Source organism: Microbacterium pasadenense, from assembly GCF_047246565.1.
Taxonomy (GTDB): domain Bacteria; phylum Actinomycetota; class Actinomycetes; order Actinomycetales; family Microbacteriaceae; genus Microbacterium.
The window spans coordinates 129,996-145,453 of sequence record NZ_JBFOKN010000002.1; the positions used below are offsets into that span (position 1 = coordinate 129,996).

Genomic DNA, 15,458 nt, shown 5'->3' on the forward strand with positions numbered 1-15,458 from the left:
TCGCGCTCGTCGCAGCCGTACGTGAGGCGCCGGCCGCCCTGGTAGACTCGGGGGGAACTTCGGCGAGGGACGTGCTTGCGCGCCCGTGATCGACGCGGTGATGCAGGCTTCACGGCTTTCCTCACGCGCATGCGTTCGAGTCGAACCACAGACCACACATCTGGGCCGTGAGGCCCACCACCAGATCTGGGCCCTCGAGCCCGCAAGGAGAACAGCCATGTCGACTGAGACCGACACCAAGGTCACCGCCGAGCTGCGCGAGCAGTTCGGCAAGGGCTTCGCCCGCCGCCTGCGCGCCGCCGGCAAGATCCCCGCCGTCATCTACGGCCACGGCGCGGACCCCGTCCACGTCGCGCTGCCCGGTCACCAGACCGCGCTGCTCATCCGTCGCGCCAACGCGCTGCTCGAGCTCGATGTCGACGGCACGCAGCACCTGACCCTCGTCAAGGACGTCCAGCGCGACCCCGTGCGCCAGGTGATCGAGCACATCGACCTCCTCGTCGTCCGCAAGGGCGAGAAGGTTCAGGTCGACGTGCCCGTGACCGTCGTGGGCGAGTCGTTCGCCGGCACGATCGTCAACCAGGAGAACACCACCGTGCTGCTCGAGGTCGAGGCGACCCACATCCCGCAGCACGTCGAGGTCGACGTGGAGGGCCTGGAAGAGGGCGCCCACATCACCGCCGGCGACCTGACGCTGCCCCAGGGCGCGTCGCTGGTCGTCGACGCGGAGACGCTGATCGTCGCGATCACGGTTCCCGCCGCGCCCACCGCCGACGACGAGGCCGCTGACGCCGCCTCCGCCGCCGCGGGCGAAGAGGCCGGTGCCGACTCCGAGGCCGCACCCGCCGAGTAATCTGCTCCCCGTACGAAGCCCGTCGCCGCACCGCTGCGACGGGCTTCGTCGTCGAAAGGACCCGTCATGGCCGACACGTGGCTCATCGTGGGGCTCGGGAACCCCGGCCCCCGGTACGAGGCGACCCGCCACAACGTCGGTCAGATGGTGATCGACGAGCTGGCCGCCCGGCGCTCCGAGACGCTGCGCTCGCACAAGGCGAACGCGCGCGCCGCCGAGACCTGGCTGCGTCCCGGGGCGGCGAAGCTGGTCCTCGCCAAGCCGAACTCCTTCATGAACGTCTCGGGCGGTCCGGTCGCCGCCCTGGCGAGCTTCTACTCCGTGCCGCCCGAGCGCGTCGTCGTCATCCACGACGAGCTCGACATCCCGTTCGACACGCTCAAGCTGAAGACCGGCGGCGGTCACGGCGGCCACAACGGCGTCCGCGACGTCGCGAAGGCGCTGGGGACGCCGGACTTCCCGCGGGTCCGCGTCGGCGTCGGGCGCCCGCCCGGTCGCCAGGACCCCGCGGACTGGGTTCTCGACGCCTTCGGCCCCGGCGAACGGCAGACCCTGCCGTCGCTGCTGTCGGATGCCGCGGACGCCGTCGAGCTCCTCGTGGACGAAGGGCTCCTCGCCGCCCAACAGCGCCATCACGCGCCCCGGCCCTGACGCCGGCGATCCCGTGTCGCCGGGCCCGCGTAGACTCATCCGGTGACAATTCCCGGGATCGTGCGCGCCCTCGAGCAGGCTGACAGTTTTCGGGAGGCGCTGACGGGCGGGACCTCCGACGCCGACTTCTCGGTCGTGACGGGGGTCGACGCGCCGCTGCTGGCCGGGCTCCTCGAGTCCCGCCGCGCCGCCGGCCGACCCGCCGCGCTGCTGCTCATCGCGCCGACCGGTCGCCGTGCCGAGAGCGTCGGCGCCGCCCTGCAGTGCCTGCTGCCCGAGGCATCCGTCCTGCACCTGCCCGCCTGGGAGACGCTCCCGCACGAGCGGCTGAGTCCCAGCGCCGAGACGGTCGGCCGCCGACTGGACGTCCTGCGCCGCGCCGCGGAGTGGGACGGCACGAGCCCACTGGTCATCACGTCCTCGGTGCGGGGTGCGCTGCAGCCCATCGCATCCGGGCTGACGGATGCCGGTGTGATCCAGCTCGACGTCGGATCACGCGGCCACGAGCTCGACGACGTCGTCCGGCGCCTCGTCGAGCTGGCGTATCACCGCGTCGACATGGTGTCGCGCCGGGGGGAGTTCGCCGTCCGCGGCGGCATCCTCGACGTGTTCCCGCCGGTGGCGGACCACCCGTACCGCGTCGACTTCTTCGGCGACGAGATCGACCAGATCCGGGCGTTCTCGGTGGCCGATCAGCGCTCACTCCCGGGCGAGGTCCGGACGGTCACGCTGCTGCCCAGTCGCGAGCTGCTGCTGACGGATGCCGTCCGGGACCGGGCACGTGGTCTTCGCGACCGGATGCCGGGGCTCGGCACGATGCTCGAGAAGATGGCGGAGGGCATCCCCGTCGAGGGGATGGAGTCGCTCCTGCCCGTCGTGGCGGACGCGGTCGTGCCGCTCGTCCACTACCTCCCCGAGGGCGCCGCCGTCGCGGTCGTCGACCCGGAGCGGGCCGTGACCCGCGCGATGACGCTGAGCGAGACGAATCGGGAGTTCCTCGAGGCCGCGTGGAGCGCGGCCACGGCGGGAGCGGACAGCCCCGTCGACCTCGGCGCGGGAGACTTCCTGACGCTGCCGGACCTCCGCGACGCCGCCGCGTCGCGTCGCGGCGTGTGGTGGACGCTCAGCGCGTTCGACTCCGGTGCGGCCGACGCCGCGGCCGAGGGCCTCGTCGATCAGGCCGACGGCGCGGTCCGCGTGCCGGCCGTTCCCGTCCCGTCCTTCGCCGGCAACGTCGAGGGCGCCACCGAGCACATCGCGGGTCTCCTGCAGTCCGGGTGGCGCGTCGTCATCGCGGCGTCCGGGTCGGGCCTCGTCGACCGCTCCCGCGACGTCCTGTCGGAGCGCGGGCTCGCCGCCCGTGCCGCCGACGCGATCGACGGGGTGCCCGAGCCGGGCGTCGCCATCGCGACGATCGCGACGCTCGAGGCCGGCTTCCAGTTCGAGGACGCGAAGCTCGCCGTCTTCACCGAGAGTGACTTCTACGGCCGGACGATCGGCGGCGACAACCGCGTCGTGAAGAAGCTGGCATCGCGCCGGCGCAACGTCGTCGACCCGCTGCAGCTGAAGCCGGGGGACTACGTCGTGCACACGACGCACGGCATCGGGAAGTTCGTCGAGCTCGTGCAGCGCGAGGTCTCCTCCGGCGGGCGCCACGCCGTCAAGAGCAAGCGGGAGTACCTCGTCCTGGAGTACGCGCCGTCCAAGCGCGGTCACCCCGGCGACAAGCTGTACGTTCCCACCGATCAGCTCGACCTCCTGTCGCGCTACGTCGGCGGCGAGGCACCGCAGCTGTCGAAGATGGGCGGGTCGGACTGGGCCGCGGCGAAGGGCAAGGCCCGCAAGGCGGTGCGCGACATCGCGGTGGAGCTCGTCAAGCTCTACTCGGCGCGCATGGCGTCGAAGGGGTATGCCTTCGGTCCCGACACCCCCTGGCAGCGGGAGCTGGAAGAGGCGTTCCCGTTCGCGGAGACGCCCGACCAGCTGCAGACGATCGACGAGATCAAGGCGGACATGGAGAAGCCGATCCCGATGGATCGCCTCCTGTCGGGCGATGTCGGCTTCGGCAAGACCGAGGTCGCGGTGCGCGCGGCGTTCAAGGCGATCCAGGAGGGCAAGCAGGTCGCCATGCTCGTCCCGACCACGCTCCTCGCCAAGCAGCACCTCGAGACGTTCACCGAGCGCTTCGCCGGGTTCCCCGTGAAGGTGCGGCCGCTGTCGCGGTTCCAGACCGCCAAGGAGGCGAAGGACACCCTCGCCGGCCTCGCCGACGGCACCGTCGACATGGTCATCGGGACGCACCGCATCCTCACCGAGAAGGTCCTCTTCAAAGACCTCGGCCTGATGATCATCGACGAGGAGCAGCGGTTCGGCGTCGAGCACAAGGACTCGCTCAAGAAGCTCAAGACCAACGTCGACATCCTCGCCATGAGCGCCACGCCGATCCCGCGTACGCTCGAGATGGCGGTCACCGGGATCCGCGAGATGTCGACGCTGGCGACGCCGCCGGAGGACCGGCATCCGATCCTCACCTACGTCGGCCCCCGCAGCGACAAGCAGGTCGCGGCGGCGATCCGCCGTGAACTGCTGCGCGAAGGCCAGGTGTTCTACGTCCACAACCGGGTGTCGTCGATCCAGCGCGTCGCGGCGCAGCTGGCGGAGCTCGTCCCCGAGGCGCGCATCGCCGTCGCGCACGGGCAGATGGGCGAGCACGCCCTCGAGCAGGTCGTGGACGACTTCTGGGAGCGTCGCGCCGACGTGCTCATCTCGACGACCATCATCGAGACCGGCCTCGACATCGCCAACGCGAACACGATGATCATCGACCGGGCCGACAAGTACGGCCTGTCGCAGCTGCATCAGCTGCGCGGCCGCGTCGGCCGCGGTCGGGAGCGGGCCTACGCCTACTTCCTGTACGACGAGAACAAGCCCCTCAGCGAGACCGCCGCGGACCGGCTGGAGACGATCGCCGTCAACAACGACCTCGGCTCGGGCATGCAGGTCGCCCTGAAGGACCTCGAGCTGCGCGGCGCCGGCAATCTGCTCGGGGCCGAGCAGGCCGGTCACATCGCGGGCGTCGGCTTCGACCTGTACCTCCGGATGATCGGCGAGGCCGTCGCGACGTTCCGCGGCGAGGAGACCGAGGGCCCGACCGAGCTGCGGCTCGAGCTGCCCGTCCAGGCGCGCATCCCGGAGTCGTACATCGACAGCGAGCGGCTCCGCCTGGAGGCGTACCAGAAGCTGTCCGCCGCGGCATCCGTCACGGCGTCCGAGGATGCGCTGGAGCTCGTCATCGACGAGCTCCGCGACCGCTACGGGGAGCCTCCGGCCGAGGTCGAGGGCCTCGTCGCGATCGCCCGCCTGCGTCGTCGCGCCGCGCAGTCCGCCCTGTCGGACGTCGTGGCGATGGGCCCGAACCTGCGCATCGCGCCCGCCCACATCCCGGACTCGATCCGGGTGCGCCTGCAGCGCCTGCATCCCAAGGCCAAGGTCGTCTCGGGCGGCGAGGCGATGGTCGTCCCGCTGCCGACAGCCGGGGGAGAGGCCCTCGCCGACGCCGACCTGATCGCGTGGACGGCGCAGCTGCTCGACCAGATCTTCCCGCTGCCGCCGGCGCCGGGGGCCGAGCCCGCGTCCTGATCGGCGCCCGCGACAGAACTCGTGCCGGCGTTCAGTCGGCAAGGAACGGATGCTGCTGGTAGCCGTCGTGATCGATGATCACGACGGTCGCCTCGGGAACCTCGTGGAATGCGCCCGGCAGATCCGAGATCGGCTCCGACACCATGAGGCGCGCGTCGTCGCCGTAGAGGCTGAGACGGGCGGCATCCGGATACATCTCGCGAAGCGTGGGGACGTCGGCCGCGTGGAAGAGCGTCCGCGATCGTCCGGAGGTGGAGTAGCGGAAGGCCCAGATCCGCTCGCCGTCGGCGACCGCGATGGTGCCCTGCCACGCGGCGCCGACACCGCGGCCGCGGCCGGCCGCCTCGACGAAGCGGATCGCCCGGCCGACCGCTGCGATCGGGTCGTCCTCGAGGCCGTAGCTGAGGGCGAGGTGGAACAGGGCCTCGGAGTCGGTCGTGCCGAGGACCCGCGGGAACAGCTCGGGGTCGATCTCGAGCATGAGGTCGCGACGCGTCGACGGCCAGCCGCCGATCAGGCCGTTGTGCATGAACATCCAGCGGCCGAAGCGGAACGGGTGGCAGTTGGTGCGCTGGATGGGCGGGCCGCCCGCGGCGCGGACGTGCGCGAAGAACAGCGGGCTCTCCACGGAGCGGGTCAGCTCGCGCAGGTTCTCGTCGTGCCAGGCCGGTTCGATGCTGTGGAAGAGCGTGGGCTCGGCATCCGGGTCGCCCGAGTACCAGCCGAGGCCGAAACCGTCGCCGTTGACCGTCTCCGCCCCGAGCGGAGAGTTCAGCGACTGCGCGACGATGGAGTGCTCGGCGTCCAGGACGATCGTCGACGCCCGCAGGGGCTCACCGAGGTACGCCAGCCATCTGCACATGGGTCATCTCCTCGCCGGCGCGACCACGGTGACGCGACCTCGTCCCAGTGTGCCCCTCGGAGGGGCGCGAGGTCAGAGGACGATCGTGCCGTTGGCGAGCAGGACCGCCGCGGTCACCGCGCCGGCGGCGGCGAGGACGACCAGCACCGCCTCGAACGGCCGGAAGACGCGCGCGCCCTGCTCGCGCCGGGCGATCACGAACAGCACGGTGCCCGGAACGATGATGAGCAGGCACAGCAGCAGATAGGTCGGGCCCGCCGCCCACAGCAGGAACAGCGTGTACGCCGTCGCCAGCCCGGCGACGACGCCATCCCGGCCGCGTCCCTCGCCAGGCCCGTAGCCGTCGCCGCGCACCGCGAGCTTCAGGCCGTACGCGGCGGACAGGAAGAACGGGATGAGGGCGAGTGCGCTGGTGAGCTCCAGGGCGACGTCGAACGCGTCGTCGGCCACGAGCACGACGACGAGGAGGACCTGCGCGAGGAGCGACGAGAGCGTCAGGGCGCCGACCGGGGAGTCCTTCGCATTGGTGCGCCGGAGGAACCGGGGGAGGTCGCCCGACCGCGCGGCGGCCAGCAGCACCTCCGCGGCCATGAGGGTCCAGGCGAGGTAGGCGCCGAGGACCGCCACGACGAGCGCGGCGCCCACGAACAGCGCGCCCCACCCGCCGACGGCGGATTCGAGGACGCCGGCCATCGACGGCTGTCGCAGCGCGGCGATCTCGCTGCGCGGCAGGATGCCGTAGGACACGATCGTCACCGAGGCGAAGACGGCCAGGACGCTGAGAAGCCCGAGCACCGTCGCCCGACCGACGTCGGAGCGGCGCCGCGCGTGCCGCGAGTTGACGCTCGCGCCCTCCACACCGATGAAGACGAACACCGTCACGAGCATCGTCGCGCGGACCTGCTCGAACAGGGCGACGTCGGTGCCGCCCGCCCAGTTCGCGGCGAAGACGGCCGGGTCGAACACCGTCGCGCACAGGATGACGAAGACCACGATCGGCAGGAGCTTCGCGACGCTCACGATCCGGTTGAGCCCGGCGGCCTCGCGGGTTCCGCGCCGCACGAGCAGGAAGAAGAGCCAGATCCCGACGGACGACAGGGCGACGGCGAGGACGGTGTCGCCGTCGCCGAGACCCGGGAACACCGCCCCCAGGGTCGACATGATGAAGACCCAGTAGAAGACGTTCCCGACGCAGGCGCTCGCCCAGTAGCCGAAGGCCGAGAAGAAGCCCATGTAGTCGCCGAAGCCGGCCTTCGCGTACGCGTGGATCCCGGCGTCGAGATCCGGCCGGCGGATCGCGAGGCGGTGGAAGACCAGGGCGAGGGTGAGCATGCCGGTGCCCGCGATCGCCCACGCGATGAGCGCGCCAGCCACGCCGGTCGCCCCGGCGAAGTTCGCCGGCAGCGAGAAGACGCCCGCTCCGACCATCGAGCCGACGACGAAGCTCGACAGGGTGAACATCGACACCCGCGCCGTCGACGGCGCGGGAGCGGGGACGGGCGCAGTGGCGGTCACGGGAGACGGCTCCGGATGGGCGGGAGGAGGACCGTCACACTTTACGCGCGCTGCCTCGGAGTTCCCTCGGGGCGGTCCCGCCGGGCGGGTCAGATGACGCCCTGTGCCACCATCGCGTGCGCGACCCGCTCGAAGCCGGCGGCGTTGGCCCCGACGACGTAGTCGCCCGGGCGGCCGTACCGCTCGGCGGCGTCGAAGGCGGCGTCGTGGACGTCGCGCATGATGCCGCGGAGCTTGTCCTCGCTGTCGGTGAACGACCAGCGCTGGCGTGCCGCGTTCTGGCTCATCTCCAGCGCGGAGGTCGCGACGCCGCCGGCGTTGGCGGCCTTGCCGGGTGCGAACAGCACGCCCGCGTCCTGGAACGCGGCGACGGCGCCGGGAAGGGTCGGCATGTTGGCGCCCTCGACGACGAGCTTCACGCCGCCGGCGATGAGGGCGGCGGCGTCGTCGGCGTCGATCTCGTTCTGCGTCGCGGACGGGACCGCGAGGTCCACCGGCACCGACCAGGGCCGCTCGCCCTCGACGAAGCGGGCGGAGGAGCGGGCGGCGGCGTACTCGGCGATCCGGCCGCGCTGCACCTCCTTGATGTCACGCAGCAGCGCGAGGTCGATGCCCGCGTCGTCCACGACGTACCCGGACGAGTCGGACGCCGTGACGGGCAGCGCGCCGAGCTGGTACGCCTTCTCGATCGCGTAGATCGCGACGTTGCCCGAGCCGGAGACGCCGACCCGGAGTCCGGACATGTCCTTCCCGGAGACGGCCAGCATCTCCTGCGCGAAGAACACGGCGCCGTAGCCGGTGGCCTCGGTGCGCACCTCCGCACCGCCCCACTGCACGCCCTTCCCGGTGAACATGCCCGACTCGTGGCGGTTCGTGATCTTGCGGTACTGGCCGAAGAGGAAGCCGATCTCGCGGGCGCCCACGCCGATGTCGCCGGCGGGCACGTCGGTGTGCTCGCCCAGGTGACGCCACAGCTCGGCCATGAACGACTGGCAGAAGCGCATGACCTCCGCGTCCGACTTCCCGTGCGGGTCGAAGTCGCTGCCGCCCTTCGCGCCGCCGATGCCCTGACCGGTGAGCGCGTTCTTGAAGATCTGCTCGAAACCGAGGAACTTGATGATGGACAGGTTCACCGAGGGGTGGAAGCGCAGCCCGCCCTTGTAGGGGCCGAGCACCGACGAGAACTGGACGCGGTAGCCGCGGTTGACCTGCAGCCGGCCGGCGTCGTCGACCCACGGGACGCGGAACATGATCTGGCGCTCCGGCTCGACGAGACGCTCGAGGATGCCGGCGTCGGCGAAGGCCGGGTTCGCCTCGATGACGGGCGCGATCGAGTCGAGGACCTCGTGGACGGCCTGCTGGAACTCGGGCTCGTGCGGGTTGCGTGCACGGACGGTCTCGAAGACGGGGGCGACGGACGCGGGCAGCGGGGGAAGGTTCTCGGACACGGAGGAGCTCTTTCTCAGGCGGGCCGGCGGGACGGCGCGAACGATTCAGCCTAACCACGGCCGACATCGCCCGCGTGCCGTGTGACGACGCCGTACTGTGGCGGGCAGGACGACGCGAAGGAGCCTCACCATGGAGTTCGAGCACCTCGGGGCACGGCCCCGCATCTCTCCCGACGCGGTCGTGGCCCCCTCGGCCGTGATCTCGGGCGACGTCACGATCGGCGCCGGATGCCAGGTCCTCCACGGCGCCGTGATCACGGCGGAGGGGAGTCCCATCGCCCTGGGCGAGAACGTCATCGTCATGGAGAACGCGCTCATCCGCGCCAGCTCCGTGCACGCCGTGCGGATCGGGTCGCACAGTCTCGTCGGGCCGATGGCATCCGTCGCCGGCGCCTCGATCTCCGAGCAGGTCTTCCTCGCCAGCGGGACCCGCGTGTTCAACGGCGCCCGGGTGGGTCAGGGGAGCGAGGTCCGCGTGAACGCCGTCGTGCACCTTCGCACCGTGCTGCCGCCCCGGTCGGTCGTGCCGATCGGCTGGGTCGCCGTCGGGGACCCGGCCGAGCTGCTGCCGCCGGATCAGCATGAGCGCATCTGGGAGCTGCAGCACGAGCTGGATTTCCCGGGGTACGTGTTCGGCCTCGACCGCGACACCCCCGACCTCATGGTCCAGCTGACCGAGCGCTACGGCTCGTCGCTGGCGCGTCACGCGGAGGACCGCCGACTCGACTGAGCGCCTTTCCGCGCGGGTAAAGTGGATGCTTGGTGTGCCGGGACCTCTGGTCGGCCTCGATCCTCGCGACCCAGAAAGGCATCCATGAGCCTGCTTCGCTCCGCGCGGTTCCCCGCCATGCTCCTGCTGGCGGCCGCGATCCTCGGTCTCGTGGTGGCGAACTCGCCGCTCGGCGACGGAGCGCTCGCCGCGAAGGACGCGCACCTCGGCATCCCCGGGGTCCTCACCCTCTCGGTCGGCCACTGGATCGCGGACGGGCTCCTCGCCGTCTTCTTCTTCACCGCCGCGGTCGAACTGCAGTACGAGCTCACGAGCGGTCAGCTGAACTCGCCGCGCAAGGCGCTGCAGCCGATCATCGCCGCCGCGGGCGGCGTGCTCGTGCCCATCGGCGTCTATCTCGTCATCGCCGGCGGCGAGCGCACCGCGGACGGGTGGCCGATCCCCACCGCCACCGACATCGCGTTCGCGCTGGGCGTCCTCGCCGTGTTCGGACGCGGGCTCCCGGCAGCGGTGCGCGTCTTCCTGCTGGCCCTCGCGATCCTCGACGACATCGTCGGCATCGTCTTCATCGCGGTGCTCTTCGCCACCGACGTGAACGTCCTCATGCTCGGCCTCGCCGTGGTCTTCCTGGTCGCGTTCCGCCTGCTGAGCGGTCAGCTCGGCGGGCGCGGCCAGATGCCCATCGCCGTCGCCCTCGTCGCGCTCGCCGTCGCCACCTGGTACGTCGTCCACGAGTCCGGCGTGCACGCGACGATCGCCGGGGTGGCGCTCGGCCTCGTGATGCTGCAGCAGCCCGCGCTCCGCGCCCGACACGCCCTGGAGCCGTGGGTGAACGCCGTCGCGCTCCCGCTGTTCGCCTTCGTCGCGGCCCTCGTCGTCATCCCGCAGGTGCCGGCCACCGACCTGTCACCCGCCTTCTGGGGCGTCGCGATCGCGCTGCCGGTCGGCAAGATCGTCGGCATCACGGCGGCGGGCTGGATCTCGATGCGCTTCGGCGGGGTGAGACTCGCCTTCGGCGACCTGCTCGCCGCCGGCGCGCTCGGCGGCATCGGGTTCACCGTGTCGCTGCTGATGAGCGAGCTGGCGTTCGAGACGGATGCCGCGACCCGCGACCAGGCGATCCTCGGCGTCCTCGCCGGCTCTGCGGTCGCCCTCGTCGTCGCCGGGATGCTCGTATCGTTGCGGGCATGGCACTATCGACGTCTTCCGGCCGCGACGACGGTCTGACCGGGCCGCCGGGCACCGACCCGCTCCGCGCGGCCGCCGACACGATGAGGGCGGTCCGCGACCGCTGCGTCTGGACGCAGCAGGTCGATCATCGTGCGCTGGTGCCGTACCTGCAGGAGGAGGCGGCCGAGCTCGTCGACGCCGTCGAGACCGGCTCTCGCGCGGATCTCCGGGAGGAGCTCGGGGACCTGCTGTGGCAGGTCCTGTTCCACGCCGAGATCGCCGCCCGTGCGGAGGATGACCCGTTCGACATCGACGACGTGGCGCGCACCCTGACGGAGAAGATGACCCGCCGGCATCCGCACGTCTTCGGCGACGCCGTGGCGACCACGCCCGAGGAGGTGCTCGTGCACTGGAACGCGGCGAAGGCGGCGGAGAAGCGCGCCCGGACGAGCGTTCTCGACGGCGTCTCCGGACACATGCCGTCCCTGGCGCTGGCCCAGAAGCTCCTCGGCAAGGCGGCGCAGGCCGGCGTGCCCGCCCGCCCGGCGCAGACCGCCGCACCGACTCCACCGGCGACGGAGGCGGAGCTCGGCGACGCCCTGCTGGGGCTCGTCGCGACGGCGCGCGAGAGGGGCTGGGATGCCGAGCGGGCGCTCCGCGAGCGGCTGCGCGCACTGACCGACGACGTCCGGGCCGCCGAGGCCGGTCTGAGAGGATAGGGCGGTGCCCTCCGTGAACCCGCCGCGCGGCATGCGCGACTTCCTGCCCGCCGACAAGGCCCGCCGCGAGCGCGTGCTCGCCGTCATCCGCGACCGCTACCGCGCGCACGGCTTCGACGAGATCGAGACACCCGTCGTCGAGGACTACGAGCGCCTGCACGCCGGGATCGGCGGCGACAACGAGAAGCTCGCCTTCAACGTCCTGCGCCGCGGACTCGACGCCGACGGCATCCGCGAGGCCGCCGACGACCCGGCGCAGCTCTCGGACCTCGGCCTCCGCTACGACCTCACCGTGCCGCTCGCGCGCTTCTACGCCACCCATCGTGCCCAGCTGCCCACCGTGTTCCGGGCGGTGCAGATCGCCCCGGTGTGGCGGGCGGAGCGACCGCAGAAGGGTCGCTATCGCCAGTTCGTGCAGTGCGACATCGACATCATCGGCGACGCGTCGCCGCGGGCGGAGGTGGAGCTCCTCGTCGCGAGCCTCGACGCCCTCGATGCGCTGGGACTCGAGGGCGGCACGTTCCGCATCAACGACCGCCGCGCGCTCGACGCGATGCTCGCCTCCTTCGGCTTCGCCGAGGACGAGCGCCCCGGCGTCCTCATCACGATCGACAAGCTCGACAAGGTCGGTCCCGTCGGTGTCATCGCGGAGCTGACCGAGCGTGGCGTCGCTCCCCGCGCGGTCGAGGCCTTCGAGCGGTTCCTGAACCGGCCGCAGACGCTCGACGCGCTGCCGTTCGGCGAGCGTCAGATCCGGCGCGCCCTGCCCGAGGGGGTGGCCGACGAGGTCGTCGCGCATCTCGTCGGCATCGGCGAGGCCGTCGCCGCGGCGCGGGGGACGACCGACATCCCCGTGCTGTTCGACCCGTTCCTCGTCCGCGGGATGGGGTACTACACCGGGACGATCTACGAGCTCGCGCACGCGTCGGTGTCGTACTCGCTCGGCGGCGGCGGGCGCTACGACGGCATGATCGGCCGCTTCCTCGGCCAGGACGTTCCCGCGGTCGGCTTCTCCATCGGCTTCGAGCGGATCGTCGACCTCGTGGCGGCGGGCGAGGATGCCGCGGCATCCGCCGTCGTCCTCATCCACGATCGCGACGTCCCGGTGGCGGAGCTCGCGGCGCACAAGGCGGCCTACGTCGCCGACGGGAAGCGGGTCCGGCTCGAGCAGCGGACCAAGAACCTCAAGGGACTCCTGGAGCGCTCCGCCGCCGACGGCTACGCCGCCTTCGCGACGGTGTCGGCCGGTGAGCAGCCGGGGGAGCTGCGCCCCCTCGGCTGAGCCGGTGACAGCGCATCCCCGGCACTGATAGCGTGCCGCCATCATGAGCATCACCGTGCACACCGCCCTGCCCGCGAACGGTCCGGGGACCGCCATCGAACTGACCGACGCGCAGGTCGACGCGCTCGCCGGCGGGCGTCGTGCCGCGGTCGTGGTGACCATCGGCGACCGCAGCGCCCGCCTGCGACTGAGCGTCATGGGCGGCAGGAATCTCATCGGCATGTCGAAGGCCGCGCGCGCGGAGCTGGGCGTCGACATCGGCGACGAGGTCGACGCGATCATCGACCTCGATACCGCCGAACGCGCCGTCGACGTCCCCGCAGACCTGGTCGGCGCGCTCGACGCCGAGCCGCAGGTGCGGGCGGCCTTCGATGCGCTGCCGCCGTCGCGCCGGAAGGAGCTGGCGCGTCAGGTGGCCGAGGCGAAGAAGCCCGAGACCCGCGAGCGACGGGTGGCGACGATCATCGACGGCCTGCGCCCGGGACCGGTGTCCTAGCACCGCACGACGTCAGCCTCGCCGAACGACGCCGATGGCCCGGACCACCACACCTACCGCGACCGCAGCGACGCCGACGACGACGGACGCCAGGGGGAGCGTCGCCATCAGGACGGCGCAGCCTGCCAGCCCCACCGCCTGCAGCGAGCGAGGATAGCGACGGGCCGCACCGCGCTGGCGGAGTGCCGCGAGATTCGCGATGGCGTAGTACAGCAGCACCCCGAACGAGGAGAACCCGATCGCGCCGCGGAGATCGACGGTGAGGACGAGGGTCACCACGACCGCGGCGACCGTGAGCTCCGCCCGATGCGGGACGAATCGCGTGGGGTGCACCGCGTCCAGGACGGTGGGGAGGTCGCGTTCGCGGGCCATGGCGTAGGCGGTGCGGCCGATTCCGGCGATCAGCGCGAGGAGAGCACCGAGAGACGCCGCGGCGGCGCCGAGCTGGACCAACGGCACCGCCCATGGCGCATCCGCCCCGCGGACGGCATCGAGGAGCGGCGCCGACGAGGCGGCCGTCCCGGCGGGGCCGAGCGCGGCCAGCACGACGACACCGACGATCAGGTAGACGGACAGGGCGCCGGCGAAGGCGAGGACGATCGCGCGGGGAATCGTCCGCGCCGGGTCGCGCACCTCCTCACCGGGGGTCGCGATGCGCGCGTAGCCGGCGAACGCGAAGAACAGGATCCCGGACGCCTGCAGCGTTCCGTAGACGTCGCCCGTTCCGGCAGTCGCCGCGCCGGCCGCCGCGCCCGTGCTGTCGATCCCCGAGGCCACCGTCACGGCGGCCACGCCCAGAACGATGAGGACGACGACCACGAGGATGCGGGTGGCCAGCGCGGTGCGGCTGATGCCGAGAAGGTTGACGGTCGTGAGCAGCCCGACGACGGCCACGGCGACGGGGCGCTCCCATCCCGGCGGTGCCGCATAGGCCGCTGCCGTCAGGGCCATCGCTGCGCAGCTCGCGGTCTTGCCGATGAGGAATCCCCAGCCGGCGACGAAACCCCACCACGGTCCGAGTTCCACCCTGCCGTAGGCGTAAACGCCTCCCGACGTCGGATGAACGGCCGCGAGCTGCGCCGTGGACGTGGCATTGCAGAATCCGACGATCGCAGCGATCGCCAGCGCGAGCAGGACACCGCCGCCGGCGGCGGCCGCGGCGGGGCCGAATGCCGAGAACACGCCCGCGCCGATCATCGAGCCGAGTCCGAGGAAGACGGCATCGCGCAGTCCCAATCGGCGCTGCAGGGCGGGGGAGCTCACCGGCGAAGGGTAACGCAGTGCGGTGGCCGTGCCGTGGCGTGATGGCGTCGCCGGCAATGGCGGTTGACCCGACGCCCGGAGCGGCTGTTGAGTGAGGGGATGACCGATCCCGCACCCGCACCCGCATCCTGGCTGGCCGTCGACACCTTCCTCACCGACACCCTCGTGGGCGAGGACGACGCGCTCCGCGCAGCGGTCGCCTCGCTCGCCGCAGAGGGGCTGCCCGAGATCGAGGTCGCCCCGCTGAACGGCAAGCTGCTGCATCTGCTGGCGCGCATCGCCGGAGCCCGCCGCGTGCTCGAGATCGGCACGCTCGGCGCGTACTCCACGATCTGGCTCGCCCGGGCGCTGCCGGAGGGCGGTCGCGTCGTGACCGTCGAGGCGGAGCCGCACAACGCCGAGGTCGCGCGGCGCAACCTCGAGCGCGCGGGGGTCGCGGACCGTGTGGAGGTCCGGCTCGGCCGCGGCGAGGACGTCCTGCCGACCCTGACGCAGGAGGAGCCGTTCGATCTCGTGTTCATCGACGCCGACAAGGAGTCCAACACGCTCTACCTGGACTGGGCGGCGCGGCTCGGTCGTCCCGGCACCGTCGTCGTGGTCGACAACGTCGTCCGCTCGGGACGCGTGGTGAAGACGGATGCCGGAGCGCAGGCGGACGGCGTGCGCGCCGGACTCCGCATGCTCGCGGACGACCCCCGGTTCGACGCGACGGCCCTGCAGACGCTCGACCGCAAGGGCTGGGACGGTGTGGCGCTCGCGCTCGTCGTGTGACGGTCCTGTGCCGCATCCGTCATCTCACTAGACTCGGGGAGCGGACCAATGACGCTCCC

General features: G+C 72.0%; 13 protein-coding genes. 9 read left to right on the forward strand and 4 right to left on the reverse strand.

The features are described from left to right. Positions 1 to 217: 217 nt before the first annotated feature. The 3 genes from AB3M83_RS06705 to mfd all read left to right on the forward strand — a co-directional run bounded on the left by AB3M83_RS06705 (position 218) and on the right by mfd (position 5,143). Positions 218 to 853: a 50S ribosomal protein L25/general stress protein Ctc gene (locus tag AB3M83_RS06705; protein WP_412946249.1), complete on the forward strand. Its 636-nt coding sequence runs from the start codon at positions 218 to 220 to the stop codon at positions 851 to 853. Between the two features lie 66 nt (positions 854 to 919). Further along, a complete protein-coding gene (pth, locus tag AB3M83_RS06710) occupies positions 920 to 1,504 on the forward strand; it encodes an aminoacyl-tRNA hydrolase (protein WP_412946251.1) in 585 nt (194 codons plus the stop codon). Between the two features lie 42 nt (positions 1,505 to 1,546). Further along, positions 1,547 to 5,143, forward strand: coding sequence for a transcription-repair coupling factor (gene mfd, locus AB3M83_RS06715; protein WP_412946253.1), 3,597 nt, complete (start codon positions 1,547 to 1,549; stop codon positions 5,141 to 5,143). Between the two features lie 31 nt (positions 5,144 to 5,174). On the opposite strand, the gene AB3M83_RS06720 is transcribed toward mfd, so the two are convergent. The 3 genes from AB3M83_RS06720 to gdhA form a co-directional block, all read right to left on the reverse strand. After that, positions 5,175 to 6,005 (reverse strand): class II glutamine amidotransferase, encoded by an 831-nt coding sequence (locus tag AB3M83_RS06720; RefSeq protein WP_412946256.1) that lies wholly within the window; start codon positions 6,003 to 6,005, stop codon positions 5,175 to 5,177. Positions 6,006 to 6,077: 72 nt separating this feature from the next. Further along, complete coding sequence (locus tag AB3M83_RS06725) at positions 6,078 to 7,466, reverse strand: basic amino acid/polyamine antiporter (RefSeq protein WP_412947830.1); 1,389 nt, start codon at positions 7,464 to 7,466, stop codon at positions 6,078 to 6,080. Positions 7,467 to 7,609: 143 nt separating this feature from the next. Continuing rightward, entirely contained in the window at positions 7,610 to 8,968 is a 1,359-nt protein-coding gene (gdhA, locus tag AB3M83_RS06730; RefSeq protein WP_412946259.1) for an NADP-specific glutamate dehydrogenase, read from the reverse strand. A 130-nt stretch (positions 8,969 to 9,098) separates the two neighbouring features. On the opposite strand from gdhA, the gene AB3M83_RS06735 reads away from it, so the two are divergent. The 5 genes from AB3M83_RS06735 (at position 9,099) to AB3M83_RS06755 (ending at position 13,365) form a co-directional block, all read left to right on the forward strand. Next, positions 9,099 to 9,698 carry a gamma carbonic anhydrase family protein gene (locus tag AB3M83_RS06735; RefSeq protein WP_412946262.1) on the forward strand — a complete coding sequence of 200 codons (600 nt, stop codon included), beginning with the start codon at positions 9,099 to 9,101 and terminating at the stop codon, positions 9,696 to 9,698. A gap of 84 nt (positions 9,699 to 9,782) precedes the next feature. Next, positions 9,783 to 10,925 carry a Na+/H+ antiporter NhaA gene (locus tag AB3M83_RS06740; protein ID WP_412946265.1) on the forward strand — a complete coding sequence of 381 codons (1,143 nt, stop codon included), beginning with the start codon at positions 9,783 to 9,785 and terminating at the stop codon, positions 10,923 to 10,925. Further along, the gene (locus AB3M83_RS06745; protein ID WP_412946267.1) at positions 10,886 to 11,587 is read left to right on the forward strand and encodes a nucleoside triphosphate pyrophosphohydrolase; all 702 of its coding nucleotides are present in this window, start codon (positions 10,886 to 10,888) and stop codon (positions 11,585 to 11,587) included. Before AB3M83_RS06740 ends, AB3M83_RS06745 begins: the two co-directional genes overlap by 40 nt. Before the next feature lie 31 nt (positions 11,588 to 11,618). Continuing rightward, positions 11,619 to 12,869 carry a histidine--tRNA ligase gene (locus AB3M83_RS06750; RefSeq protein ID WP_412947831.1) on the forward strand — a complete coding sequence of 417 codons (1,251 nt, stop codon included), beginning with the start codon at positions 11,619 to 11,621 and terminating at the stop codon, positions 12,867 to 12,869. A gap of 43 nt (positions 12,870 to 12,912) precedes the next feature. Next, a complete protein-coding gene (locus AB3M83_RS06755) occupies positions 12,913 to 13,365 on the forward strand; it encodes a YdeI/OmpD-associated family protein (protein WP_412946269.1) in 453 nt (150 codons plus the stop codon). A gap of 12 nt (positions 13,366 to 13,377) precedes the next feature. Here the strand turns inward: AB3M83_RS06755 and AB3M83_RS06760 are convergent, their stop codons facing one another. After that, on the reverse strand, positions 13,378 to 14,628 hold the full coding sequence (locus tag AB3M83_RS06760; protein ID WP_412946270.1) for an APC family permease: 1,251 nt from the start codon (positions 14,626 to 14,628) through the stop codon (positions 13,378 to 13,380). A 99-nt stretch (positions 14,629 to 14,727) separates the two neighbouring features. Between AB3M83_RS06760 and AB3M83_RS06765 the strand changes: the two genes are divergently transcribed. Beyond that, positions 14,728 to 15,399: an O-methyltransferase gene (locus AB3M83_RS06765; RefSeq protein ID WP_412946273.1), complete on the forward strand. Its 672-nt coding sequence runs from the start codon at positions 14,728 to 14,730 to the stop codon at positions 15,397 to 15,399. The last annotated feature ends 59 nt before the right edge of the window (positions 15,400 to 15,458 follow it).

Excerpts from the sequence above, each read along its gene's own strand:
- AB3M83_RS06765 (WP_412946273.1), top strand. The coding sequence starts at position 14,728 with ATGACCGATCCCGCACCCGCACCCGCATCCTGGCTGGCCGTCGACACC.
- AB3M83_RS06725 (WP_412947830.1), bottom strand. The coding sequence starts at position 7,466 with ATGTTCACCCTGTCGAGCTTCGTCGTCGGCTCGATGGTCGGAGCGGGC.
- AB3M83_RS06720 (WP_412946256.1), bottom strand. The coding sequence starts at position 6,005 with ATGTGCAGATGGCTGGCGTACCTCGGTGAGCCCCTGCGGGCGTCGACG.
- AB3M83_RS06750 (WP_412947831.1), top strand. The coding sequence starts at position 11,619 with ATGCGCGACTTCCTGCCCGCCGACAAGGCCCGCCGCGAGCGCGTGCTC.
- AB3M83_RS06735 (WP_412946262.1), top strand. The coding sequence starts at position 9,099 with ATGGAGTTCGAGCACCTCGGGGCACGGCCCCGCATCTCTCCCGACGCG.
- AB3M83_RS06740 (WP_412946265.1), top strand. The coding sequence starts at position 9,783 with ATGAGCCTGCTTCGCTCCGCGCGGTTCCCCGCCATGCTCCTGCTGGCG.
- AB3M83_RS06705 (WP_412946249.1), top strand. The coding sequence starts at position 218 with ATGTCGACTGAGACCGACACCAAGGTCACCGCCGAGCTGCGCGAGCAG.
- AB3M83_RS06755 (WP_412946269.1), top strand. The coding sequence starts at position 12,913 with ATGAGCATCACCGTGCACACCGCCCTGCCCGCGAACGGTCCGGGGACC.
- pth (WP_412946251.1), top strand. The coding sequence starts at position 920 with ATGGCCGACACGTGGCTCATCGTGGGGCTCGGGAACCCCGGCCCCCGG.
- AB3M83_RS06745 (WP_412946267.1), top strand. The coding sequence starts at position 10,886 with ATGGCACTATCGACGTCTTCCGGCCGCGACGACGGTCTGACCGGGCCG.